The 24876-nt window shown below is 67.9% G+C and carries 23 protein-coding genes and 1 riboswitch; of the genes, 9 read left to right on the top strand and 14 right to left on the bottom strand.

From position 1 onward, the window contains the following. The first annotated feature begins 12 nt into the window (after positions 1–12). Both BEMPMBAN_RS10530 and BEMPMBAN_RS10525 read left to right on the top strand, forming a co-directional pair. Entirely contained in the window at positions 13–1365 is a 1353-nt protein-coding gene (locus tag BEMPMBAN_RS10530; RefSeq protein ID WP_159230288.1) for an enolase C-terminal domain-like protein, read from the top strand. Between the two features lies 1 nt (position 1366). Continuing rightward, positions 1367–2329 carry a 2-hydroxyacid dehydrogenase gene (locus BEMPMBAN_RS10525; protein ID WP_159230287.1) on the top strand — a complete coding sequence of 321 codons (963 nt, stop codon included), beginning with the start codon at positions 1367–1369 and terminating at the stop codon, positions 2327–2329. Between the two features lie 97 nt (positions 2330–2426). On the opposite strand, the gene BEMPMBAN_RS10520 is transcribed toward BEMPMBAN_RS10525, so the two are convergent. From BEMPMBAN_RS10520 to BEMPMBAN_RS10485, 8 genes are all read right to left on the bottom strand, one after another. Further along, positions 2427–3623, bottom strand: a complete 1197-nt coding sequence (locus BEMPMBAN_RS10520) for a DUF7159 family protein (protein WP_159230286.1) — start codon at positions 3621–3623, stop codon at positions 2427–2429. 22 nt (positions 3624–3645) lie between these two features. Beyond that, positions 3646–4596, bottom strand: coding sequence for an AraC family transcriptional regulator (locus BEMPMBAN_RS10515; RefSeq protein ID WP_159230350.1), 951 nt, complete (start codon positions 4594–4596; stop codon positions 3646–3648). 52 nt (positions 4597–4648) lie between these two features. Continuing rightward, complete coding sequence (locus BEMPMBAN_RS10510) at positions 4649–5392, bottom strand: SDR family oxidoreductase (protein WP_159230285.1); 744 nt, start codon at positions 5390–5392, stop codon at positions 4649–4651. A gap of 84 nt (positions 5393–5476) precedes the next feature. Beyond that, on the bottom strand, positions 5477–5785 hold the full coding sequence (gene usfY, locus BEMPMBAN_RS10505; protein ID WP_159230284.1) for a protein UsfY: 309 nt from the start codon (positions 5783–5785) through the stop codon (positions 5477–5479). 77 nt (positions 5786–5862) lie between these two features. Continuing rightward, positions 5863–6759, bottom strand: a complete 897-nt coding sequence (locus BEMPMBAN_RS10500) for a haloalkane dehalogenase (RefSeq protein WP_159230283.1) — start codon at positions 6757–6759, stop codon at positions 5863–5865. Positions 6760–6818: 59 nt separating this feature from the next. Beyond that, on the bottom strand, positions 6819–7586 hold the full coding sequence (locus BEMPMBAN_RS10495) for an ABC transporter ATP-binding protein (protein ID WP_159230282.1): 768 nt from the start codon (positions 7584–7586) through the stop codon (positions 6819–6821). Beyond that, positions 7583–8581 (bottom strand): FecCD family ABC transporter permease, encoded by a 999-nt coding sequence (locus BEMPMBAN_RS10490; RefSeq protein WP_159230281.1) that lies wholly within the window; start codon positions 8579–8581, stop codon positions 7583–7585. Before BEMPMBAN_RS10490 ends, BEMPMBAN_RS10495 begins: the two co-directional genes overlap by 4 nt. Before the next feature lie 151 nt (positions 8582–8732). Next, positions 8733–9716: an ABC transporter substrate-binding protein gene (locus BEMPMBAN_RS10485; protein ID WP_234897392.1), complete on the bottom strand. Its 984-nt coding sequence runs from the start codon at positions 9714–9716 to the stop codon at positions 8733–8735. A gap of 118 nt (positions 9717–9834) precedes the next feature. Then, a riboswitch (cobalamin riboswitch) is annotated at positions 9835–10019 on the bottom strand. Positions 10020–10338: 319 nt separating this feature from the next. Between BEMPMBAN_RS10485 and BEMPMBAN_RS10480 the strand changes: the two genes are divergently transcribed. Further along, positions 10339–11088 carry a potassium channel family protein gene (locus tag BEMPMBAN_RS10480; protein ID WP_159230279.1) on the top strand — a complete coding sequence of 250 codons (750 nt, stop codon included), beginning with the start codon at positions 10339–10341 and terminating at the stop codon, positions 11086–11088. Between the two features lie 6 nt (positions 11089–11094). Here BEMPMBAN_RS10480 and BEMPMBAN_RS10475 read toward each other — a convergent pair whose 3' ends face one another. Further along, the gene (locus tag BEMPMBAN_RS10475) at positions 11095–12285 is read right to left on the bottom strand and encodes a cation:proton antiporter (protein WP_159230278.1); all 1191 of its coding nucleotides are present in this window, start codon (positions 12283–12285) and stop codon (positions 11095–11097) included. Positions 12286–12289: 4 nt separating this feature from the next. Then, the gene (locus tag BEMPMBAN_RS10470; RefSeq protein WP_159230277.1) at positions 12290–12772 is read right to left on the bottom strand and encodes a cation:proton antiporter regulatory subunit; all 483 of its coding nucleotides are present in this window, start codon (positions 12770–12772) and stop codon (positions 12290–12292) included. A 61-nt stretch (positions 12773–12833) separates the two neighbouring features. Between BEMPMBAN_RS10470 and BEMPMBAN_RS10465 the strand changes: the two genes are divergently transcribed. The 3 genes from BEMPMBAN_RS10465 (at position 12834) to BEMPMBAN_RS10460 (ending at position 16269) form a co-directional block, all read left to right on the top strand. Continuing rightward, positions 12834–14114, top strand: coding sequence for a wax ester/triacylglycerol synthase domain-containing protein (locus tag BEMPMBAN_RS10465; RefSeq protein WP_159230276.1), 1281 nt, complete (start codon positions 12834–12836; stop codon positions 14112–14114). 141 nt (positions 14115–14255) lie between these two features. Then, positions 14256–14654 (top strand): hypothetical protein, encoded by a 399-nt coding sequence (locus BEMPMBAN_RS32550; protein WP_234897391.1) that lies wholly within the window; start codon positions 14256–14258, stop codon positions 14652–14654. Between the two features lie 211 nt (positions 14655–14865). Further along, positions 14866–16269, top strand: coding sequence for a PQQ-dependent sugar dehydrogenase (locus BEMPMBAN_RS10460; RefSeq protein ID WP_234897390.1), 1404 nt, complete (start codon positions 14866–14868; stop codon positions 16267–16269). A gap of 7 nt (positions 16270–16276) precedes the next feature. Here BEMPMBAN_RS10460 and BEMPMBAN_RS10455 read toward each other — a convergent pair whose 3' ends face one another. Both BEMPMBAN_RS10455 and BEMPMBAN_RS10450 read right to left on the bottom strand, forming a co-directional pair. Beyond that, on the bottom strand, positions 16277–17440 hold the full coding sequence (locus BEMPMBAN_RS10455; RefSeq protein WP_159230274.1) for an FAD-binding domain: 1164 nt from the start codon (positions 17438–17440) through the stop codon (positions 16277–16279). Further along, positions 17437–18129 carry a haloacid dehalogenase type II gene (locus BEMPMBAN_RS10450; protein WP_159230273.1) on the bottom strand — a complete coding sequence of 231 codons (693 nt, stop codon included), beginning with the start codon at positions 18127–18129 and terminating at the stop codon, positions 17437–17439. Before BEMPMBAN_RS10450 ends, BEMPMBAN_RS10455 begins: the two co-directional genes overlap by 4 nt. A 247-nt stretch (positions 18130–18376) precedes the next feature. Here BEMPMBAN_RS10450 and BEMPMBAN_RS33250 point away from each other — a divergent pair, with 247 nt between their 5' ends. Further along, positions 18377–20029, top strand: coding sequence for a glycine/sarcosine N-methyltransferase (locus BEMPMBAN_RS33250; protein ID WP_234897389.1), 1653 nt, complete (start codon positions 18377–18379; stop codon positions 20027–20029). Between the two features lie 111 nt (positions 20030–20140). Here BEMPMBAN_RS33250 and BEMPMBAN_RS10440 read toward each other — a convergent pair whose 3' ends face one another. Beyond that, positions 20141–22537 carry a cadherin-like domain-containing protein gene (locus BEMPMBAN_RS10440; RefSeq protein ID WP_159230272.1) on the bottom strand — a complete coding sequence of 799 codons (2397 nt, stop codon included), beginning with the start codon at positions 22535–22537 and terminating at the stop codon, positions 20141–20143. A 189-nt stretch (positions 22538–22726) separates the two neighbouring features. On the opposite strand from BEMPMBAN_RS10440, the gene BEMPMBAN_RS10435 reads away from it, so the two are divergent. Then, positions 22727–23503, top strand: coding sequence for an acyl-CoA thioesterase (locus BEMPMBAN_RS10435; protein ID WP_159230271.1), 777 nt, complete (start codon positions 22727–22729; stop codon positions 23501–23503). Here BEMPMBAN_RS10435 and BEMPMBAN_RS10430 read toward each other — a convergent pair whose 3' ends face one another. Next, positions 23504–23926 (bottom strand): nitroreductase family deazaflavin-dependent oxidoreductase, encoded by a 423-nt coding sequence (locus BEMPMBAN_RS10430; protein WP_159230270.1) that lies wholly within the window; start codon positions 23924–23926, stop codon positions 23504–23506. Between the two features lie 171 nt (positions 23927–24097). Between BEMPMBAN_RS10430 and BEMPMBAN_RS10425 the strand changes: the two genes are divergently transcribed. Beyond that, positions 24098–24868 carry a hypothetical protein gene (locus BEMPMBAN_RS10425; protein WP_159230269.1) on the top strand — a complete coding sequence of 257 codons (771 nt, stop codon included), beginning with the start codon at positions 24098–24100 and terminating at the stop codon, positions 24866–24868. Positions 24869–24876 lie beyond the last annotated feature (8 nt).

Here is a 24876-nt window from a genome sequence, read left to right as displayed (position 1 = left end):
CGGAGGACGATCATGAGCACAACAACCCCCGTCGTCACCGACGTCACCGTCGTACCGATCGCCGGACGTGACAGCATGCTGCTGAACCTGTCCGGCGCCCACGGCCCGTTCTTCACCCGGAACCTGGTGATCGTCGGCGATTCCGCCGGCAACACCGGTGTCGGGGAAGTCCCGGGCGGGGAACCGATCCGCCGCACCCTAGAAGACGCCCGCGGGCTGATCACCGGGCGCGGCATCGGTGACTACCACGCCGTGTTGGCCGACATGCGAAGCGCTTTCGCCGACCGTGACACCGGCGGGCGCGGCGCGCAGACCTTCGACCTGCGGGTGATGGTGCATGCCGTGACCGCCGTCGAATCCGCGCTGCTGGATCTGCTCGGCCAGCACCTCGAGGTTCCGGTGGCGGCGCTGCTCGGGGACGGCAGGCAGCGCTCACAGGTACCGGCCCTGGGATACCTGTTCTTCGTCGGTGACCGCACCAAGACGGATCTGGCCTACCGGTCTCCCGCCGACGAGACCGCCGGCGACGACCCCGCCGACGAGTGGCTGCGGGTGCGCCACCAGGAGGCGCTGACCCCCGAAGCCGTGGTCCGGCTGGCCGAGGCGGCACGCGCCCGCTACGGGTTTCGGGACTTCAAGCTCAAAGGCGGGGTGTTGCCCGCGCCCGAGGAGGCCAAGGTCGTCACCGCACTGGCCGAGCGCTTCCCCGACGCCCGAATCACGCTGGACCCCAACGGTGGCTGGCTGCTCGCCGACGCGATCAAGACGTGCCGGGACCTGACCGACGTGCTGGCCTACGCCGAGGACCCGGTCGGTCCCGAGGCTGGGTTCTCCGGCCGGGAGGTGATGGCGGAGTTCAAACGCGCCACCGGCCTGCCGACGGCGACGAACATGATCGCCACGGACTGGCGGGAGATGGGACACGCGATCCGCTCCGGCGCCGTGGACATCCCGCTGGCCGACCCGCACTTCTGGACGATGGCCGGCTCGGTGCGCGTCGCGCAGCTCTGCGACGCGTGGGGGCTGACGTGGGGTTCGCACTCCAACAACCACTTCGACGTGTCGTTGGCGATGTTCACCCACGTCGCCGCCGCAGCTCCGGGGCAGATCACCGCGATCGACACCCACTGGATGTGGCAGGACGGTCAGGCGATCACCACCGACCCGTTCGCGATCGTCGACGGCTGCCTCACCGTGCCCGACGCCCCCGGTCTCGGTGTGCGACTCGACGAATCCGCCGTGGCCGCCGCGCACGACCTGTACCGTCGCGAAGGACTGGGCAGTCGAGACGATGCGGTGGCCATGCAATTCCTGATCCCGGGCTGGACATTCGACAGCAAGCGTCCTGCGCTGCAACGAGGTTGACATGCTGATCGTCGTCGCGGACCCGAACGTGATGCCTCACCGGGAGCGGTTCGAGGCCATCGTGCCTGCCGCCACCGACATCCGCTGGCACATCGGCGGCGTCCCCGAGGCGCAACTGCGCGACGCCGAAGTGTACGTCGGTAGCCGCTTCGACGCCGACATGGCACGCACCGCGGAGAAGCTACGGCTGATCCACGTGGTCGGTGCCGGGACGGACAAGATCGACTTCGCCGCTCTGCCGCCGGATGTTCTGGTGGCCAACACTTTCCACCACGGCCGTTCGATCGCCGAGTACGTCGTGTCGGCGGCGGTGATGCTGCGCCGCGGGTTCCTCACCCAGGACCGCGCTCTTCGCGACAATGTCTGGGCGACGCCGGTGTACGACAGCTCCATCCCCCAGCCTCCGCTCTTCGGTGGTGCACACATCGGGTTCGTCGGCTTCGGCCACATCGGGCTACGCAGCTGGAACCTGCTGCGCCCGTTCGGATGCACCGCCGCGGCAGTCACCGGATCCGGGCGGGTCACCCTCGATGCCGGACTGCGCTGGGTCAGCGATACCGGCGACCTCGACCGGTTGATGCGCGAATGCAACGTCGCCGTGGTGTCGGCGCCGCTGAACGAACACACCCGGGGCATGATCGGCGTGTCCCAACTGGAGGCGCTGGGACCGGACGGGGTGCTGATCAACGTCGGGCGCGGACCGCTGGTTCAGGAGCAGGCCCTCTACGACGCGCTCGCCAACGGCGTGATCCGCGGTGCGGCGATCGACGTCTGGTACCGCTATCCCACCGACGGCGACTGTGCGCCAAGCGAACTGCCGTTCGCCGACCTGCCGAACCTGCTGATGACCCCGCACTCGTCAGGGGTGACCAGCGACACCTTCACCGGACGCGTGGACGAAGTGGCGGCGAACATCTCGCGCCTGCAGCGCGGCGAACCGTTGCGCAACCTGGTGCCCCGCTGACCCTGCGCCGGAACGGTATTCCACGCGGGATCCACTCGGAATTTCGCGCGTGGAATACAGTTCCGGCGGAGGTGACGTGGTTCCGGCGGGGTATGGGTCAGCCGTACGGGTTGGGCTCGTGGAACCGGTTGATGATCGGGATCCGTTCGATGATCCGGTCCCGAAGCCGGGGCTCCTGCTGCGGGATGGTCGCCTGCGGCACCTGGGCGGGCGGCGGCAGCACCGGTGGCACATACACCGGCGCCGGATCGGGCGGCAGGTAGTTCGGCGGTGGCGGCGGTGGCACGTAGTCCGGCGCCGGCGGGATGTAGGCAGGCGCCGGGGCGACCGGCTCCTGGTAGACCGGCGGCGGCGCCACCGGCGCCGCGGGCGGCTCCACCATCAGCGCGGCATCGGGAACCGGCCCCTCCACGGCGACCGGTTCGGCCTCCGCGGGCACCGGCGGCGCGGCGGGCTTCGGGACTTCCTTGCCGACCTCGGGCGACTTGGTGGGCACGGGGGCGGTGACCTCGCGCACCGGTTGCTCAGAGCGTGCCATCTGCGGCACCTCGTCGTCGGGTGTCAGGGTCATTCCCAGCGCCGCCGACAACGACACCACGAACGTCACGACCGCCGCGGCCAGCACCGAGGCGAGCATCGCCGACGGCGACAGGTGCCTGCGGGCCGGTGCAGCCTGGGCATCGAGGGTCGACACCGCCGCCGCAGACGCCAGCGCCGCTCCCCTGGCGAGCGCCAAGTCGGCCTCATCGGCAGAGATGACCGGCGCCTGCGTGGCTTGCTCGAGCGCCGACAGCACGCCGTCGACGTCACCGGACCCGACCACGAACACGGCGTCGGGAACCAGCCCGTCGACGTCGCCGAGTGCCGCGGCGTCGACCCGGTCGGCCGTCACCCCGTCGGGTGTGGCCGACGCGACGACCGCGACGCCGGGTTCCACCACGCATACCACGACCCTGTCGTATCCCGCGATGTCGGCGATGCCACAGGTCAGAGCCTCCGCAGCCTCCAGGTCGGAGACCGCGATGACGTTTTCGACCTTACGGTCGGTCAGGGCCTGCCACACCGCGCTGGCGGTGGCCTCCGCGGTACCGGTCCAGGTGATGCCGATGGCGTGCACCGGCCGCGCAGCGGCCTTGTCGAACAATGCGTCGAGCAGCGAGTCAGCGTCGAAGGCCTCGTCGGCGGCGATGGGCAGCGACCCCCGGTCAAGGGTGGCGCCCTCGCCCGTCGTGCCTTCGACGAGCACCCAGCGAACCGATGAAGACGTCATCGACAAACCGAGCACGAGGTTCATGGAGCCCCCGATCTGTTTGCGATCAACCGACGACTTTACCGTTTCCCGGATACGGCGGTGAGCCGATGGTCCGAACGTCACGCCGTTGGCGCGCGAACTCGGACGGAGAGCATCCGGTGACCCGGGTGAACGCGGTGGTGAAGGCGCTGGCGGAGTGATATCCGACGCGACCGGCCACCTGCGCGGTGGACAGCTGTGAGGTCCGGATCAGCTCCTTGGCACACGCGATCCGCCACTGTTGCAGGTACTGCATCGGCGGCAGACCGATCGTGGCGGTGAACCGTTGGGCGAACACCGCGCGGGACACCGCGGCGACGCGCGCCAGATGCTCGACGGTCCACCCGCGCTTGATGTCGGCGTGCAGTGCCTGCAGTGCCGGTGCCAGCACGGGGTCGGACAGCCCGGCGATCAGACCCCGCTGCCCGCCGCCCAGCGGCGGGGCCGGGTGCACCCGCATGGCCTCGATCAACAGCACCTCGACCAGACGTTGCAGGATCACGTCCCGGCAGGCAGCAGAGGTGTCCGCCTCGTCGGCGATGAGTTCGACGATCCGGCTCAGCCGCGCCGATCCCGGCTCGTCGCGGCGGACGAGGACCACCCGCGGCAGCAGCGAGACCAGCAGCGGCGTGTTGGCGGGATCGAACCGGAAGTACCCGCCGAGCATCCGCATCGTCTCCGGCGCCGCCTCGCACCCGTGCCGGGTGTGCCGGGCAGGGTCGAGCGGGGTGACGGTGGACGCCACCGCACCACCGTCGCCGAGGGTGAAGCCCGGCATCTCCGGGAACAGCAGGAAGTCGCCCTGCGACAGCGCGACGGAGTCGAGCCCGTCCGGTTCGAGCACGCACGAGCCCTGAAGCATCAGACAGAACGCGGGGTCGCCGTAGCGAGGCTTGCGTACGCTCCAGTCCCCGGCCCCGGTGATGATCTTCGACAGCACCGCCTCCGGACGCAGCAGCGCCATCAGCTCATCCATCGGACCGGCGTCGGGCGTGCCCACACGGCAACGCTAGCCGAAACAGCGACCCCTAGTTCGCCTGTGCAAGGGCCAACGCATCCGCGCCCGCCGGGAACCGGAGGCGGTCCGAGGAATCGGTGGCTGCGTGGAAGACGACGTCGGCGACGTCCTGCGGGGTGGTCACCGCCGCCGGAGAGGCAAACGAGTTCATGATGGGTTCGGCGAAGGGTTGGTACTGCGGCGGTATCAGACCGGCCATCCGCTCGGAGCCGTTGCTGGCGAACGCCGTTGACGGGCCGTAGCCCGGCTCGATGAGCTTGACCCGGACGTCGAAGAAGCCGAGTTCCAGCGACAGCGACGCTGTGAAGCCTTCGACGGCCATCTTGCTGGCGGTGTAGACCGCCGCGAGCGGCATCGGGGTGAGTGTCACGCTGGAAGTGACGTTGACGATGGCGCCCGAACGTCGCGCACGCATCTGGGGCACCACGGCCTGCGTCATGGAGATGGTCCCAAAGGTGTTGGTCTCGAACACTTCCCGCGTCGAGTCCAGCGGTGTCGCCTCGAAGGCGCCGACGAGTCCGATTCCGGCGTTGTTGACGAGCACGTCGATCGGCCCGGCGTCGCGAACCGCAGCTGCGATGCTGTCGGGCTTGGTCACATCGAGAGCGAACACGCGGAGCCGCTCCGAGCGGGGCAGCACGTCCTCGCGCGGAGATCGCATGGTGGCGAAGACATTCCATCCCTCGTCGTGGAAACGATGCGCGGTCGCCAAACCGTAGCCGGACGAACAACCGGTGATGAGCACAGTGGTCATACGTCACAAGCTAGGAGCGGCCGCGACCATCGACAAGGCGTCAGCGTCCGAGATCGTTTCGCGATCGTCTGGCGGCGCGCGAGGCTAGCCGGCGCGCAGGTTGGGCCGATCCGGATGCTCGGCGTGCCACTGCCGTTCGACGCGCTTGACCCGCTGATGCTCCAAAGTGATCAGCAGTGCGCCTGCGGTGACCAGCGCCCCGGCGATCAGGCCGAGGATCAACGACAGGTCTCGACTGCCGTACGCGGTCGCTGCGACGGTGCCGGCGATCAGTACCGTGCCGACGCCGATGAGGATCAAGCCTGGCAACCAGAGCGTGTCGATGAACGATTCACCGGCATGCGGTTGATACGTGCGGGCGTGGTCTACCGGGTCCCGGTGCGCGCCTTTCATCGCATCCCCTTTCCTGGAGAGATGTCTCCAGGTTACGCCTGTTGTGAAGTGGATCACAGTGACGAAGGGGTGACGCCTCACGCCTCCCAGGCGAGGATGCGCTGAGCCAGCTCGGGGCCGCAGTCCTCCTGGACGAAATGGCTGCCGTGAAGCCGGGCATGCGGTTGGCCGGCGGCCCCCGGAACATGCTGGATCAGCGGCTGGTCGGCGCGGCCCAGGATCGGGTCCTTGGCGCCGAACAGCGCCAGCAGCGGTTTGTCCCAGCGGCCCAGGACCTCCCAGGCGGCGCGGTTCGCCGGCACCGCGGGATCGTCGGGTGAGGTCGGCACCAGTTGCGGGAAGGCGCGCGCCCCGGCCTGGTAGCGCTTATCGGGGAACGGCGCGTCGTAACCCGCGCGCACCGCGGCGGGCACCTTGGTGACCGTTCCGACGCCGACGAGGCGGCCCGCGGGCAGCCTGGGCGAGTACTTCGCGAACGCCCGCCAGATCCGGAACGCCGGGGGGACCCCGCGGTCGGCGGTCGGCAGGAACCCGTTCGCCACCACCACCCGAGAGAACCGGGCACCGTGCTCCGCGACGATCCGCAACCCGATCAGCGAGCCCCAGTCCTGCACGACGACGGTGACGTCGGTCAGGTCCAACGCCTCGAACCACGACGTCATCCACTGCACGTGCCGCAGATAGGTGTAGTCGTCGATGTGGCCGGGCTTGTCCGAGCGGCCGAACCCGATCAGGTCGGGCGCGAGGACGCGGTGGCCCGCCTGGGCGAGCGGCGGGATCATCGTCCGGTACAGGTAGCTCCAGGTCGGCTCGCCGTGCAGCAGCACGATGGGAGTGCCGTCCCGCGGACCCTCGTCGACGTAGTGCATCCGCAGCGCCGGGGTGTCGGTGGCGGCGACGTCGACGTAGTGAGGCTCGAACGGATAGCCGGCCAGCTGGGTGAAGCGGTCTTCGGGGGTACGCAATATGTTCATCAGGATCCGACGCTAGCGCGGCCCCAGTGCCCGGCGGAAGAGAAGCAACAGCCGCCGGGTCAGCGCGGCGGCAGGTAGTGGATGGTCGGCCGCCCGGGGCCGGCCCCATCGGGGCTCACCTGGACGTCGATTTCCCAGACCGCGGCGATCAGGTCTGGGGTGAGAACTTCGGTCGGGGCCCCGGCGGCTGCGACGCGGCCGCGGCAGAGAACGACCAACCGGTCACAGAACAGGCCGGCCAGGGACAGGTCGTGCAGCGTGACGACGGTGGTCACCGGCAGCTCACGGATGAGGGCGAGCAGTTCGACCTGGTGGCGGATGTCGAGGTGATTGGTGGGCTCGTCGAAGAGGAGTTCGCGCGGCTGCTGAGCGAGTGCCCGGGCGATGTGAACGCGTTGCTGCTCCCCGCCGGAAAGCGTGCGCCAATCCCTGCCCCGCAACTGCCATGTGCCGGTCTGCCGCATGGCCCGCTCCACGGCGTCGGCGTCAGCCCCATCGTCGCCACGCCAGATCCCGCGGTGCGGGATCCGGCCAAGGCCGACGGTTTCCTCGACGGTCAGGTCGAGGGCGGTGTTCGCCTGCTGTTCGACGACCGCGATGCGGCGGGCAACGCTGCGCCGACGAAGATCCCGCAGCGGCCGACCCTCCAGCAGGACCGTGCCGTCAGTGGGTCGGCGCAGTCCGGCAAGCAAGCGCAACAGTGACGACTTGCCCGCCCCGTTCGGTCCGAGCAGGCCGAGAGTCTCTCCCTGCTTCACCATCAGTGAGACGCCGTCGACGATGAGCCTGCCGCTCCTCGACCACGTCACGGCGTCGGCGGTGATCATCGGATCTGCCTGCGGCGCGCCAGGATCAACACGAACGCCGGCACGCCCACGAGTGCGGTGACGACGCCGACCGGCAGTTCCTGCGGTGCGAACACCGTTCGGGCGGCGGCGTCCACCCACACCAGGAAGATCGCCCCGGCAAGGGCACTGACCACCAGCAGCCGACGGTGCAGCGGTCCGTCGATGATGCGTGCCGCGTGGGGCAGCACAAGCCCCACGAAGCCGATCGCTCCCGCGGCGCTGACCAGTACCGCCGTCAGCAGCGCTGTCACCACCATCAACAGGACGCGCACCCGCGCCACCGAAACGCCCAGCGCCGCTGCGGCATCGTGACCGAAAGCGAAGGCGTCCAGCGCATCGGACTGCGTCAGGCAGATGAACAGGGCGAGGGCACAGATCCCCCCGCACACGGCAACTTGATCCCAGCTCGCGCCGCCCAGGGAGCCGAGAAGCCAGAACAGTACCCCCCGGGTCTGCTGAGCGTCCGCCGACGAGAACACGATGAACGCGGTGATGGCCGAGAAAAGTTGGGTACCAGCGATGCCGGCGAGTACCAGGCGGTCGGTTCCGCCCCCGGCAAGCACAGCAAGCGTCAAGACGAAGACAAACGCCGCCAGCGCCCCCACGAACGCACCGCTCGAAAGACTCAGCGCACCACCCAGTCCGGTGACGATCACCAACACCGCACCGGTTGAGGCGCCCGACGAGATCCCCAGAATGAAGGGATCAGCAAGCGGATTGCGCATCAACGACTGCAGTACCACACCGCAGATCGCCAAACCGGCTCCGCAGACGGCTGCCAGCAGAGCGCGCGGTAGCCGCAGCTGCCAGATGATTCCCTCGTCGATCACCGTCATGTCCGCGGTCGCATTCCACAGGTTGTGGGCGACGACCGTGTACACATCGCGCACGCCGAGGTCGGCGGGCCCGATGGTGGTCGCGGCGGCGATCGAGAGAAGTAGTCCGCCCGCACCGACGATCGTGACAAGCAGCATCCTGGCACGGTCGCTGCCGCGGCGTGCAGCACCACGGTGACGGACGTCCCCCGGCGACGTGGTTGCGCTCACCTCACGCCGAGCAGGACTTAGCGGTCGAGTGGGAGGTCTGGTAGCCATCGCACGGCGCATTCGGATCCGGATCGCACATCTAGCCAGCCACTTTCAGAGAGCGCAGACCGGTAGCCAGCTCCTCGACCGCGTCGACGTTTCGCAACGACGGGTCCATCGCGCTGCCCGGCAACACGATCCACCGGCGCTCACGGACCGCGGTCAGACGTTGAGCGACCGGGTCGGACTCGAGGAAGCGGATCTTGGCATCGGCACTGTCGCCGTCGTCGCCACGAGTCAGGTCGGCGAGAATGAGCACATCGGGATCGCGGTCGAGGATGGACTCCCACGAAATCTCCGGCCACAGCTGCCGGTTGTCGGCGAACACGTTCGTGGCACCCACCGCATCGGTGATGATGCCGGGAGCACCACAACAACCGGCGATGTAGGGCGTGCGAGTCGCCGAGTACCACCACATCAGCGTGACCCCCTCGGCGTCGAGGCCATCGGAAGCCTCGGCGCTTCGGGCTCGCAACGAGGCCACCAGGGCATCACCCCGCTCGGGCACACCGAATATGGTTGCCAGATCGTCGATCTCGGCATAAAGGTCGTCGAGGGTGAGTGACCTGTCCTGGAGCGCATCCTGCCCGCCGCACTCGCTCGAGGATTGATATGTGGGTACGCCGAACCGCTCGAACAGTTCGCGCGGCGCCACGCCTTCGTCGGTGAACGACCAGTCGAACGTCGCGTAGACGAAGTCCGGCTTCTCCGCGAGGACGCGTTCGAATGACGGGAAATCATTGCTGAGAACCGGGACTTCGGCATTGGCGGCCGCCAGCTGCGGCTGGACGGGATCGCTCCAGGACGCGCTGCCCACCATCTGATCGGACAGCCCCAGCGTCAACAAGAGCTCAGTGGCCGGCTGATTGATCGAGATCGCCCGTTGCGGCGGTGACTCCAGGACCACGGTTCGTCCGCAGTTCTCCAGACTGACGGGGTAGCCCGTGGCCGCCGTGGCGGCGTCATCACTGCGGGCGTCGATACCCGACGCCGGGTCGCCGGTTGACGCGCTGCAGCCCGTCACCAGGACGACTGTTGACAACGACAGCGCAACGATCCGGGTGCATGCGGCCACACTGGCGCCTTTCGACTGGGGACTCGATCGCGGAGTCCGTTCCATTGCCGAGCTCGACACGCTGATGCGCGGAAAGCCCGAGCCAGCAGGTATTCGGACTCGGGATCGTCCGGACGAAGCGCCTTCCCAGCCCCCACGGGGCAAGTGGCCATTGCTTCGCCCGTCCCCCATACCGCTGCGCGTCAGCTCCGGCCTCTCACCGGATTCCCTGACCCAACCGAGGTGGGTACGACTGGCTCGAGCGGACCATACCAAGGAGTCATCGGAGTTGCCCGCCGCGTCTCGGAGGAACACTGCGGCGACCGCGCGAATCGATCTTTTGTTATTGACAATCATTTTCAATAAGGTATCAGGGGCCTCGACTCCTGCGCTGGTCAGGTGCCCCCGACCGGGGGCTTGCGAGGTAGAGAATCTGACGGCGAGTTTGCTAGGAACAGTGAGACGGGTACCAGGCGGTTAACCGGCGGCCACCGGACAGTGCAAAGACACGATTAACCTGTCGGGGCGGCCTCCTCCAGGGTTGCCGGCAGTCGCACCGAGCGGCTGGCGATGAAAGGTTGGGTGTCGCTCGATGGGTTCAGCCGAACGGCTCGAACGCTGGGAGTCCCGCAGCGAGTGGGCGTTGGCCGCGGTGGCGGTTGTGTTCCTCGCCGTGTACTCGGTCCAGGTGCTCACCACCCCCGACCGCGGGGTGACGAACCTGCTCAACGGTGTGATGTCGGTGCTGTACCTGGTGTTCGTCGTCGACTACGTCGCCCGACTGATCCTGGCGCCGCAGCGGGTCCGCTGGTTCTTGCGGCACCTGCTCGACCTCGCCATCGTCGTGCTGCCGTTCCTGCGGCCCCTGCGGCTGTTGCGATTGGTGGTGCTGGTCAAGGTGCTGCACCGGGCGGGCGGCGACGCCATCCGCGGCCGGGTCGCGATGTATACGGCCGCCAGTGCGGTGCTACTGGTCTACGTGGCCTCGCTGGCGATGCTGGAGACCGAGCGCAACGCCCCCGACTCCACGATCACCAATTTCGGCACCGCGGTCTGGTGGTCAATCACCACCGTCACCACCGTCGGCTACGGCGACACCTACCCGGTCACCACAACCGGCCGGGTGATCGCCGTGATGCTGATGATCGGCGGCATCAGCCTCATCGGTGTCATCACCGCCACGGTGGCCTCCTGGATCGTGGAACGGGTGTCCGAGGAGGACACCGCCAACCGTGCCGCCACCGCCGCCCAGATCGACGATCTGCGCGAGGAGATCCGGCAGCTGTCGGCGCAGCTCAGCGACCGTGAGTCGGCCCGCGAGGAGTCGTGGTCGTCTCGCTGAATCGGCTCACCCACCGTCGCTGCGGCTCCGGGCGATCCGCCTGACCCGAGGCGAGATCCGGGCCGGGGCCGCCCGTCCGGCGATCAGGGTGGCCACGGGTCCGATGAACGCCAGGACGAACACGTACGGCATCGCGATGGACTCGAGCATCGGGATCGAGGCGCCGACCAGGGCGATGATCACCAGGGAGAACTCACCGCGCACGATCAGCGCGGTGCCCGCCCGCCACTGAGCCCGCCGGGCGACGCCCTCCCTGCGCGCCGCGTACATGCCGGAGGCGACCTTGGTGGCCGCGGTGACGACCGCCAGCAGCACCGCCGCCGGCAGCATCGGGATCATCGACGCGGGCACCACCTCCAGCCCGATCGCGACGAAGAAGACCGCGGCGAACAGGTCGCGAAGCGGGCTGAGCACTTCACGCGCCCGTTCGGCGGACTCGCCGGTGAGGGTCAGACCCACCAGGAACGCCCCGACTGCGGCGGATACGTGGACGTATTCGGCCAGGCCCGCCACCACCAGTGCCACCCCGAGCACCCGCAGCAACAGCAATTCGGAATCCGGCGGCGCCATCAGCCGCGCCACCACATGGCCCCAGCGATACGACCCGAGGAAGGCCAGCGCGAGCGCCGCCATCGCGATCGCCATCCCCACCACGGCCTGCCACCACTCGCCGCCCGCGGCCAGGACGGCCAGCAGCGGCAGGTAGGCAGCCATCGCAAAATCCTCGAGAACGAGCACCGCCAGCACCGCGGGGGTCTCCCGGTTTCCCAGCCGCCGCAGGTCGGTCAGCAGTCGCGACACCACACCCGACGAGGAGATGTAGGTGATCCCCGCCATCGCAAGCACCCCGACGAAGTCGAAGCCCAACAACCATCCGGCGATCGCGCCCGGAGTGGCGTTGAACGCCAGATCCACCCACGCCGACGGCAGGTGCTTGCGCAGGCTGGCGGCGAACTCGCTGACCGAGAACTCCAGGCCCAGCGTGAGCAGAAGCAGGACGACGCCGACCGTGGCACCGGTCTGGATGAACTCGACCACCGAGGAATCCAGCGGCAGACCGCCGTCGTGCAGTGCCAGACCGGCGAGCAGATACAGCGGGATCGGGGACAGCGAGACGCGCCGTGCCAGTGCGCCCAGCACCGTCAGAACGACCAGCAGCAGGCCGATCTCGACGAGGAACGCGACCGAACCATGCACGCGCTCAGCCCTTGTCGAAGATGCGCTCGACCTGGGTGATTCCATCAGCGGTCCCGATGACGACCAACACGTCCCCGGCGTGCAGCACGTCGGCGGGACCGGGCGACGGCAGCACCTCCTCGTCGCGCACGACCGCGACGATCGACGATCCCGTCCGGGTGCGCACGCGCGCGTCGCCGAGCGGACGCTCGGCGTAGGGACTGCCCGGTTCCACCGACACCTGTCCGGCGTCGAGGCCGGGGACCTCGTGGGTCAGGTCGGCGAACCGTTCGGCGATGCGCGGGGCCCCGAGTATCTGCGCCAGCGCCTCGGCCTCGTCCACGCTGAGGTGGAACAGCGGTTGGGCGACGTCGGGGTCCTCGGCCGCGTACAGCACGACCTCGAAGTCGCCGGCCCGCTTGGCGACCACGCCGATGCGATCCCCATCGGAGTTGTCGAACTCGTAGCGCAGCCCCACGCCGGGCAACAGCACCTCGTTGACGTCCATGTCCCAATCTTGGCGGATTCGACTTGGCCTGCGACTCGCGGGCGTCGTTCATACTGGGCCGATGACGGGTGAGGACGCCGAATGGTTGTCCGAGGACGACGCTCGCATCCTTGGCCTGGAGTCGGACGCCATCACCGGTCACACCCTGAAGCTGATGCTGCTCGAACCGGGCGAGCCCCTTGACCTGGACCGCTTGCGCAGCGATGTCGCAGGTCGACTGGCCGGGCGACCGCGGGCCACCCAACGGGTGGTCGACGGCAGTGACGGGCCCCGGTGGGCCCATGACCCCACCTTCGACATCAGCGCCCATGTCCGGCGCCGAGCCACCTCCGGGGCGGTCACCCTCACCGAACTGTGGCACTCGGTCGGCGAGTTGATGGCCGAACACCTCGACCACAACCGACCACTGTGGACCTTCGACGTCCTCGGTCCGCTGGCCGATGGCCGCGAGGCGATCGCGGCCCGGATTCACCACGCGATGGCGGACGGGATCGCCGGAGTGAAATTCCTGGACTCGGTGCTGTTCGACCCCCACCCCGACCCGCCGCAACGCGTCGGTAGCGCTGCGGCCGGGGCCGCGCCATCGCGGCTGACCGAGGCGCGACGGATGCCGGAGGCGCTGCTGCGGGAACTCGGCCGGCCGGGTCCGCGATCGCCGTTCGACCGCCCCGTCGGCGCCACCCGCGAACTGGCGTTCACCGTGGTGCCGCTGGCCGGTTTGAAGGCGATCGGGGCTTCACGACCGCACCGAGCGACCGTCAACGACGCGTTGCTGGCCGTGGTGGCCGGCGGGCTGCGCGACTGGCTGAGTCCGGACGGGGCGGCCGTGCACCGGTTGCGTGCCCAGGTGCCTGTGAGCCTTCACCACCGTGACGAGACCGCAGCCGATCCCGGAAACCGGGACTCGTTCATCAACGTCGATCTGCCGCTGGCAGAACGGGATCCGTTGACGCGACTCGATCTGATCCGCGCCGAGACCGCACGCCGAAAGCAACTCGGTGACGCCGAGGAACTCTTCGACCTCTTCCACGCGCTCGGCCGCCTTCGGCGCGTCGGTGCCGCGGCTCAGCGGCTGGCAGGCAGCGCCAGGGAGTTCAGCGTGGCCATCTCCAATGTGCCCGGGCCCGCGGCGTCAGTGGGCGTCGCCGGCAGGCGGGTACTGCACCTGTTCTCGTCCTCAGAACCCGCCATGCACCACGCCCTGCGGATCTCGGCGATCTCGTGCGCCGGTGACGTCGGGATCGGACTGTGCACCGACCCACACGCACTTCCCGACGTGGCGCGGCTCGCCGACCGGATCGAGGCCTCCTACACCGACCTGCACACCGTCGCGCTGAGGTGACCTGGGTCCCGACGTTGTTGCTGTTCGACCTGAACCGCAATCGGTTCCGCGGGCTGCCGCTGACCTGAATGTGACGGATTGCCGGCCTTCAGGCGAAATCGCCGTGCCCGGCGAGTCAGCGGAAATACAGTTTGCCTAGCTGTGGGCAATCGCCGAACACGGGTGCTGGCGGGGCCTGCGCGGTGTGCGTTCGCAAGGAGGCGACATGGGGGGATCAGAAGCCATCATGAGGACGGACCGGCGGGGAAGCCGGTACGTGGGGCGAGTCGGCGGATTGGCGTTTGCCTTGGGGATCGGCGCCGCGGTGCTCGCGGGGGCGGGGGCGGCGTCGGCGGACCCGTCCGACTCGGATGGGGGAAGCACATCGGCGAGTTCGTCGGCCACGCCGTCCTCATCAACGTCGTCCTCGTCATCAACGTCGTCCTCGTCAACAACGTCGTCCTCGTCAACAACGTCGTCCTCGTCAACAACGTCGTCCTCGTCAACGACGTCCTCATCAACGACGGCGTCGACTGGGAGCAAGCGTTCGCCCGAGCCTGAAACGGAGTCGGACGCCGAAGCGGACTCTGACGCTGCATCCGAAGAGCAGGCCGATGACGAGGCCGGTGAGCGGGCCGAGGAGGCAGCCGGTGACGAGGCCCAAGATGAAGCCGAGGAGGAAGTCGAGAACGATTCTCTCGCAGAGGTTTCCGACGAGGCGCCGGCGAATGTCCGGTCTACCTCACAGGACGCGGACGCCGCCGACGAGCCGGTGGCCCTGAGTTCGAATATCGCTGCCGCCGTTGAGGAACCGAGTCTGTTCGAGCGCTTCTTCGAGAACCAGAGCCCGACGCTGGACCACGACCCGGGCGAGAACACCGTCGTCGAAGGGCGTATCGAGGGCGACCTGAATGCCGAGGACCCCGACTCCACCCGGCTGACCTACACCGCGACCAGACCCACCCACGGGTCCGTGGTGATCAACCCTGACGGCACGTTCGCCTACACCCCCGGCGCAACGTACGCCGGACAGGACAGGTTCGACGTCACCGTCAGCGACGCCCGCAGCGGATTCCACATCCACGGCTTCGCCGGTCTGCTCAACCTGCTGTCCTTCGGGCTTCTCGGCAGCAGTGGCCACCGCACGACCGAAACCGTCTTCATCGGGTTCGAGCGCGCTGTCGTGGTGTCCGGTCTGAGCACTCCGGTGGACTCCCGGTTCCTGCCGGACGGCCGGATCGTCGTCGCGGAGAAGGGCGGCGCGATCAAGATCGTCGAGGACGGTGTCCTCCGCGAGCAGCCGCTGATCACGTTGTCGGTGAATACCCTCGGCGAGCGCGGCGTCAGCGGGTTGGCCGTGGACCCCGACTTCGCCACCAACGGGCACCTCTACGTCGCGTACACCACCTCGGCGCTGCGCAATCGATTGTCGCGGGTGACGGTGGTCGGCAACACCGCCGGGTCGGAACTGGTGCTGCTGCAATCCACCGAATCCGCGGCGTTCAACCATCAGGGCGGCGCGCTGGGGTTCGGNCCCGACGGCAAGCTGTACTGGGGGCTGGGTGACAACGGTTCCGGACCGAACTCGCAGAACCTGACGAACCTGCACGGCAAGATCATGCGGATCAACCCCGACGGCACCACACCGTCGGACAACCCGGACCTGGGAGCCGGTGCGCTGCCGCAAATCTACGCCTACGGACTGCGAAATCCGTTCCGGCTGACGTTCACTCCGGGCGGCGGCCTGCTGGTCGCCGATGTGGGTGCGGCGTCCTTCGAGGAGGTCAACCTGGTGACGGCCGGCGGTGACTACGGATGGCCGGGCGCCGAAGGTGTCTGCAACAGTTGCTCGTCGATCAACCCGATTTACACCTATCCGCGCGGCAGCGGGGCGGCCATCACCTCGGTGCTGGTCTACGACGGGGACACGTTCGGCCCCGACTACCTGAACAAGGTGTTCATCGCCGACCTGGTGCAGGGTTGGATCAAGGTGCTGACCTGCACGCCGGACTTCACCTCGTGCGGCGATCCGCAGGACTTCGATCCCGATGCCGGCTCGACCGTCCTGCTACTGCAGGGGCCCGACGGAAACATCTACCAGCTCACGTATCAGCCGGGCTCGCTGGTGCGCATCGCACCAGCGGGTACCGCCTCGTCGCTGGACGAACTGGTCTGAGGCGGCCTCAAAGGCGGTAATCCGGCAGGTCGATGTCGTCGCGGACGCTGCCCGCGAGCAGTTTGGCCAGCGGCCCGACGTCCATCATGTTCATCGCGAAGTTGCGGAACCACAGGCCGAACCGGGTCTTGGTGGCGAAGAAGCCCAGCATCCGTTCGGCTCCGGCCTGCTTGTCGGCGATGAAAGGCCGCAGCCGGTCTTCGTAGCGGCTGAAGGCGAGTCGGTGATCTCCGGCGGCGCGCTGCAGCTCCCCGGCCAGCACGTAGGCCTCCGTCATCGCCAACCCGGTGCCCTCACCGCCGAGCAGTGAGATGCAGCCGGCGGCATCGCCGATCAGCAGCACCCGACCGTGGGACCAGTGATCCATCTTGATCTGGCTGACCACGTCGAAGTACAGCTCGTCGACAGTGTCGACGGCGGCCAGGATCTGCTCGGACTCCCACCCGACATCGCTGAAAGCGTTGCGCAGCTGCGCTTTCGGAGGTGTCTCGTCGTCGTGGCCGGCGCGCCACACGAACAGGAACATTGTGCGGTCGTCGCGCAGCGCGAACCGCGCGACCTGGCGGCCGGGGGTGTTGTAGGTGACGTAGACCAACTCGTCGCGAGGCCGGTACCCGTGCACCACGCAGGCCGCCACCTTGCAGCCGAGATAGCGCTCGAACTTCTCGTCGGGCCCGAACACCAACCGGCGGACATTGGAGTGCAGCCCGTCGGCGCCGATGACGAGGTCGAACTCGTCGGCCGGTGCGTGCTCGAAGGTGACCCCGACCCCTCCGGGTCCGTCGACGAGCGAGGTGATGCTGTCACCGAACAGGGTGTCGACCTTGCCGTCGATGGTGTCGTAGATCGCGCCGGCCAGGTCGCCGCGCGGCAGGCTGGTGAAATCGGCGCCGCTGATCTTCCGGAAGACCTCGGCATCCAGATCGGCCTTGACGTTGCCGTCGGCCCCGACCGAGCGGATCGCCTTGATGTCGTAGCCGGCGGCCAGGATCGCGTCCTCGAGACCCATCCGCTGGGCGATCCGGTAGCCGACGCCCCAGAAGTCGATCATGTAACCGCCGGTACGGAACTGTGGCGCCTGCTCGATGAGCGTCGGGGTGTGGCCGGTGCGACGCAACCAGTGGGCCAGCGCCGCGCCCGCGACCCCGGCGCCGCTGATCGCGACCCTCATGATCGGGTTCCGCTCAGTCGGCGGGCGAGGTCGGGTACGTCGTCGGCGACGACGGTGGGCGCGGGGATACCGGGCACCGGCAGTGCGGCGTTGCCCGGGCGGGTGAGCAGCGCCGCGCTCATCCCCGCCGCCTGCGCACCAATCAGATCCCACGGATGTGCGGCCACCATCATGCAGGCCGAGGCCGGCACGCCCAGGTCCTCGGCGACCACGGTGTACAGCTGCGGCGACGGTTTGAACCTCCGCTGCGGGTCGACGCTGAACTGGCGTTCGAAGAAGTCGCTGAGACCCGCGGTGTGCAGCGGGCTGCGGCCATCCGCGGGTGGGGGTGAATTGGTCAGCGTGACCAGCCGGTAGCCGCGGTCACGCAACGTGGTCAGTCCGTCGGCGACGTCCGGGTGAGCCGGCAAGGTCTGCATCCCGGCGGTGAAATCACGCAGGTCGTCGTCCCCGACGTCGACGCGGTGCACGTCGGCAATCATCTGCAGCACCGCTCGTCCCAGGGTGGCGAAGTCGGTGTAGCGACCCGACAGCGTGAGCGCCATGGAGTACATCACCAGCTGTCCGAACCACTCCCGTAGCACCCGGGGATCATCGAAGATGCGCTCGAAGCGCGGTTGCAGCGACTCGATGTCGAGGAGGGTTTCGTTGACATCGAAGACCAGCACAGACGGCTCTGGTTCGGTCATGTTCTCCCTTCCGTGACGACGCCATATCACCCTACGACCGGCGGTCGCGGCGGCTCTAGCGGTCGCGGAAACGACGTCGTGAAATAGACTGGGTCGGCGGTGTGGGTGCGGCGGTTGCCTGTCCCCCGCTCTGCGGGGAACGGCGCGGCAACGCCTTCGCCCGGCGTGCGCAGTCCTCAGAACGAAGGAACAGCGCACGCATCGGCGACTTCGGATGCGTGCGACAAGCTACGCAAAGAAAGGTCGCATGACTTCCACGAGCACCCTGGCCAATGCCGAACTACGGATGCACGAGCAAGACTACGGTCAGGATCCGCTGGCCGACCGCAACACCGATCTTTATCGCGGCGAATACGTCATGAGCTTTGTCGAAAAATGGGACGAGCTGATCGACTGGGACGCGCGGGCCCAGTCCGAAGGCCGGTTCTTCATCGACGTACTGCGCGCGCGCGACAAGAAGAGCGTCGTCGACGTCGCCACCGGAACCGGGTTTCACTCGGTCCGGCTGACCGAAGCCGGCTTCGACGTGACGAGCGCCGACGGGTCGGCCGCGATGCTGGCCAAGGCTTTCGAGAACGGCAAGAAGCGCGGGCTGATCCTGAAGAGCGTCCAGGCCGACTGGCGCCAGCTGAACAAGGCCATCCAGGGCAAGTACGACGCCATCATCTGCCTGGGCAACTCGTTCACCCACCTGCACGACGAACAGGACCGCCGCCGCGCGCTGGCCGAGTTCTACGCCGCGCTGCGCCACGACGGCATCTTGATCCTCGACCAGCGCAATTACGACGAGATGCTCGACCACGGGTTCTCGTCTAAACACAAGTACTACTACTGCGGCGAGCAGGTCACCGCCGAGCCGGAACACGTTGACGACGGCCTGGCGCGGTTCAAGTACACCTTCCCCGACGGCTCGGAATACACGCTCAACATGTTCCCGTTGCGGAAGAACTACGTGCGGCGACTGATCCGGGAGGCCGGGTTCGAACGGGTCCGCACCTACGGCGACTTCCAGGAGACCTACCAGGAGAACGAACCGGACTTCTTCGTTCACGTCGCCGAGAAGTCGGTGGAGTCGGGCGCGACGGCTGCCGATGACGCCGAGGCGTACTACGACAGCGACGACGCCGACAATTTCTACTCGCTGATCTGGGGCGGCGAGGACATCCACGTCGGATGTTACGAGGACACCCGCGACATCGGCGCGGCCGGAGTCGCGACGGTCGACCGGATGGCGCGCACACTGTCGGGCCTCGACGCCTCCAGCGTGGTCGTCGACCTTGGCGCCGGGTACGGCGGATCGGCGAGACGGTTGGCCACGGAGCACGGCTGCGCCGTCACATGCGTGAACATCTCGGAGACGCAGAACGACGTCAACCGCACCAAGAACCGCCGCGCCAGACTGGAAGGGCAGGTCCACGTCGTCCACGGCAGCTTCGATGACGTGCCGATGCCGAGTGGCAGCGTCGACGTCGTCTGGTCCCAGGACGCCTTTCTGCATGCGCCCGACCGACGGAAGGTGATTGACGAGGCCTTCCGGCTACTCAAGCCCGGCGGCGAACTGGTCTTCACCGACCCCATGCAGGCCGACGATGTGCCCGACGGGGTCCTGCAACCGGTCTACGAGCGGCTCAACCTGCGCGATCTGGGCTCGATGCGGTTCTACCGGGAGGCCGCGCAGGCGGTCGGATTCGAAGTGCTCGATCAGGTCGATCTGGTCGACAACCTGCGCACCCACTACGACCGGGTACGCGAAGAACTGCAGTCCCGGCGCACCGAGCTGGAGCAGCGGTCGTCGGCGGCCTATCTCGACAAAATGGTTGTCGGGCTGCGCAATTGGGTCGATGCCGCCGATCAGGGTCACCTCGCGTGGGGTATTCAGCGGTTCCGTAAGCCGGCCTGACCGGACTTGTCGGAGGTGGCTGCGATGATGACGTCATGTCGTCGATCGCAGCCCCTTCCGGCGCTCCGACACGCTTCGATGAGCGTCTTGAGGTGTGGTTCGAGGCAACAACTAGGCGGGTGAGGCGATCTGCCAGCCGGTAGCGGGATCGACGGCGATGCCCGTGACGTCGACGGCGTCGAACCACTGCAGCGGAATCGTGGACAGTTCCCGTTGCATGCCGGCCAGGTCAACGCCCTCCCAGCCGTTGCTCATCCCGACGAGATTCATGCCGTCATTGCCCGGTCCGCCCGAGTCGAAGATGACCGCTCCGTGCACCTGCAATGCCCGAAGCACGGCCTGGGTGGATTCGGCGTAGCCGCTGAGGTCGACGTCGTCGCGCAGCCGGAACACCATGCCCATCGGCACACCGTCGGCACCGCTGCCGTCACCGGCGCGCGCCGGCCATACATAGCCTGCGCCAAGGTCTTTGGCTATCGTGATGCCCAGCATGTGGTCGACATATCCCCGTTCGATCTCATCGGGTCGCAGCATCATCGGCACCTGCGGCATTCTCGCGGCGTTGGCGAAGCCGATGCTCGGGTACAGCGCCGAATTCATGTCGTAGTGCACGCCGCCCTGCGCGATCCAGGACGACCCCCAGATCGACCGGTAGAGGGCGTTGCCGAGGATGTCGAGGACTCCAGCGCCGGGCAGCTCGACACCGTTGGCGACGTTGATCAGCTCCTGCGAGATGCAGGTCCCCTCCTGGAACACGAACAGGTGCCGGTCCCACGCCGGATACGACGGCATGCCCTCGACCAGGGGTCGATCAGGGATCGCGTACGGCCGGTCGTCGATGCCGGGGCCCGTGGTCGAATAGCCGCGGTTGAAAATCACTGTCTCCGTGGGGTGGTCGGCGCCGACCACATTCACCGGGATGCCGCCGGTGCTGCCCATCCACTCGTTGCCGCCCCAGCCCGCACGCAGGGTCGCGCCCCTGCTACCACCGAGGTGTTCGATCCAGCCATCCGATTCGGCCAACGTGGGCAGATTCCGGATATCGGCGTGATAGATGGTGTCGGCCGGCATCAGGATGCAGCCGCAGAACGTGGATTGTGGCACCGTCGCCGGGGACTGGCTGTCGGGAGTGATCACGACGCTGACCGTCACGGTGGTACTACCGCCGTGTCCGTCGGTGATCGTGACCCCGAAGGTGTCGGACCGTCGAGCCGGCGTGGAGTACACCGATCCGGCCAGGAGCCTGGCGATGTCGTTGGGCGAGTAGGTGATCGCACCGTCCGCGCTCACCACGACCGTGCCCTTCTCGGTGGTGGTGGAACCGCTGTAGGTCAGCGTGTCGCCGTCTGCGTCGGTCCCGATCACCGCCCCGGTGACGACGCCGCTGGTGGCGTTCGGGGCGTTGACGGTGGCGCCGCCGGTCGGCGCCGTGTTGAACGGGCTGATCGCCACTGTCACCGGGATCTCGGTGACAGCACCGTACTCGTCGGCGACAGCCACCCGGAACATGTCGGATCGGTCGGCCGGCGATGCGGTGATGGCCGCGGCCTGATGGCGGGCCGCCGCCGTCGGCGTGTAGGTGAAGGTGCCGTTGCCATTGACGGTGACGCTGCCCTTGGCGGTCTGCGTGGTGGCGCCGACGAAGCTCAGCTTGTCCCAGTTGGGGTCGACGGCGGTCACCCTGCCGGTCACCGCACCGGTGCCCGCGGCGGGCGTGTTCACGGTGGTGCCGCGGGCTCGCGGCGCACTGTTGAGGGGGACGATCATGGTGGTCACGGTCGTCGACGTGACGCCGCCGCGACCGTCGCTCACGGTGACAGCGAACCGGTCGGAGCGGATGAACGGCAGGAACCGGGCCAGCAACCGGGAGAAACTCGTCGGCGTGTAGGTGAACGCGCCGGTGCCGTCACCGATGACCCGCCCGAAGCGGGCCCTGTCGGCGGTGTAGCTCAGCGCGTCGCCGTCCGGGTCCTCGCCGATGACGGTCACGTCGGTGACGCCGGTCAGCCCGTCGGGGCGGTCGACCGATGTCGTGACCGTGGGCGCCGAGTTCGCGACATTCGCGGCCGCGACGGTGTCGGCGGGTTCCTCGGCGTCACGCCGTGCCGACGACACCACTGCAGCGACGGCCTGAGTCTGCGCGGGCAGCGAGTCGTCGACGTCCTCGTCGGCTGGGTCGTCCTCGATGAAATCGACGTCGTCGATCTCTGGCTCGGCCGCGACGTCCGCCATATCGTCGTCAGCCTCGTCAGGTTCGTCGGCCAGTTCGTCTGCGATGTCCTCGTCGTCGGACACGTCGGTGTCCTCGACCACTGACTCTGGCGCCTCGTCGGAGCGTTTGGCCCGGAGGTCGCGCTTGTCGGCATCGCCGGTGTCCGACGCTGTGGTGTCCGACGCTGTGGTGTCCGACGTAGAAGTGTCCGACGTAGAGGCGTCCGACGCTGAGGTGTCCGCGGCGGCCACCGCCGTCCCGCCGAGGAGCACCGCCGCCCCGACACCTGCGGACATCGCGACACCGGCGACCCAACCAATATGTTGCTGCACCACCCCGGGGACCCCCTCCCACTTGAGCCCGAGCGTAGACCTGCGGTTAGCGGGCTGATGCCGAATCACCGAATCGCCCCCAGCCCCGCAGTCAGAGCCGTCCACGGCGAACCCTTAACATGTGGCAACTGCGCTCAACACCGATGGAGGACCATGCCGAGCTGGATCGCCGACCTGGTGCGACTCGACGGCGAGGGTGAGACCTTTCGCAGTACCGCAGCTTTCGGCGCCGGCGGCCGGCTGTTCGGCGGGCTGATCGCCGCCCAGGCGCTGGCCGCGGCCGGCGCGACGCTGGAGTCCGGCCGGTTGCCGCAGTCATTGCACGCGTACTACATCAAAGGTGGGCGGGTCGGCGTCGACGTGCAGTACGTCGTCGAACTCACCCGTGACGGCAAGTCGTTCAACACCCGCCGGATCACCGCCAGCCAGGACGGCGCGCCGATCTTCGAGATGCTGGCCTCGTTCCACCGGGCCGAAACCACCACGAATTGGCAGCGGCCCGAGTCGCCCAGCGTCGCCCTGGCGGACACCACGCTGGCGAACCCGCTCCCCGAGCAGTGGGCCGACCACTTCGAGATCCGCACCGCCGGCGCCGGAATGGACGAGTGGCCGGTCCAGCCGATGTGGTTTCGCAGCCGCGACACCATCGAGGACGACCCGCTACTGCGGGCGTGTGCGCTGACCTTCATCTCCGACGTCGGGATGGTGGCCACCGCCCGGCCGCCCGGAGAGCAGCTCCCCCAGGGCGGCGCGGCCAGCCTCGACCACGCGCTGTGGCTGCATCGCCCCTTCGACCCGCAGCGGTGGCATCTCTACGACGCCCAGGCCATCAGCCACAGCGACGCCCGCGGCCTGGCCCGCGGATCGATCGTCGACGAGGACGGCACCCTGGTGGCGAGCGTGGCGCAGGAGTCGCTGTGGCGGTTGTGATCAGCTGGCCCGCACCAATTCGACGACCGGGATAACCCGCGTCGTCTTGCGCTGATAGTCACCGAACTGCGGTTCCGCAGCGACCTGCTTGGCGTAGACCTCGTCGCGCTCGTCCCCCTCGAGTGCCCGTGCGGTGGCGCGGAACGTCTCGGTGCCCTGCTCGACGGTGACCTCCGGGTGCGTCATCAGGTTGTGGTACCAGTCCGGGTGGTTGTCGGCGCCGCCCTTGCTGGCGAAGACGAAGATACGGCCGTCGTCCAACAGCGGCACGAGGGGAGCGATGCGCTCGGTGCCCGACTTCGCGCCGACATGGTGCACGAGCACCAACGGCTTGCCCTCGAACACCCCGCCGGCCGTGCCGCCTTTGGTGCGGAACTCCGCGATCACCGTGCGGTTCATCTCGTCGAATGCTGCTTTGTCCATGTCAGGTATCTACCGCGGAAACGGCAGCGGGTATTCCCGGCGCTGCGGTGCTCTGGGTGATTGATCGGTTCTGAGTGACACGGGATCGTCAGGGGCAAGCGGAAGACCGGCGGGTGCACCCGCACCACCATTTTGGCTTGGCTCAGGGATAACTCCGACTAAACTTCATGCATGGTGGGGCCGAAGCGACTGTTTGCTGCTGCATTGCTGTTCACGGCGGTCAGTGCTTGTGCTCATGAACCGCCGCCGTACGAATCTCGCTACACGCCGCCGGCGCCCGTCGCTCCCCCACCCCCTCCACTGGCGCCGGGCGCATCGTTCGTCGATGATTTCGAGCGTCCCAACACCGACGGTGGTCTGGGCGTCAGATGGGAGATGCGCAGAGGCGAACCCGCCAACCCCGCCCTTCCGGTGGAGACAGGCGCGTTCATCCGCGATGGCCACTTCGTGTCGTCCGACGACACCAACGTCTACGCAGTCCAGACGCTTCGAGGCACCGTTCGTCGCATCGGCGCGGAGGGACGCTGGACGAAGGTCAGAAACGGAGGATACGAGACGCTGGTCATGGGCATCGCAGCAGATGACAGCCTGGGCCGAAACCTGGTGCAGCTCACGGTCTCCCCCGCCAGCTGGCGGTTATCCAAGCATCGGGACGGCGACACACCTGCGCAGGTGGCCAAGGGTACGTTCAACCCGCCCCTGGCACTGAACGGCACGTACCGATTCGAGATGGACGTAGCGGACGGATCGGTCACGGTGCGGGTTCCGGGAGTTGAGAAAGAGGTCAGGGTTGGCACCCTCGGCTTGCTCAGTGAGAACGCATTTTGGCAGCACGTCTCGACGCCGAAGGAGCTTCCGATTGGTGAGAAATTCTGCATCGACATGGTGTGGGCTGCTGAGCAAGGTCAACCGCTGACAGCGATACCCGCTCCTGCCGAGTGAGTTCGTAC

The organism is Mycolicibacterium austroafricanum (genome assembly GCF_902705885.1).
In the GTDB taxonomy this organism is placed as follows: domain Bacteria; phylum Actinomycetota; class Actinomycetes; order Mycobacteriales; family Mycobacteriaceae; genus Mycobacterium; species Mycobacterium vanbaalenii_A.
Note: the sequence above shows the minus strand (reverse complement) of the source record. Positions and strands in the feature narration are given on the sequence as shown.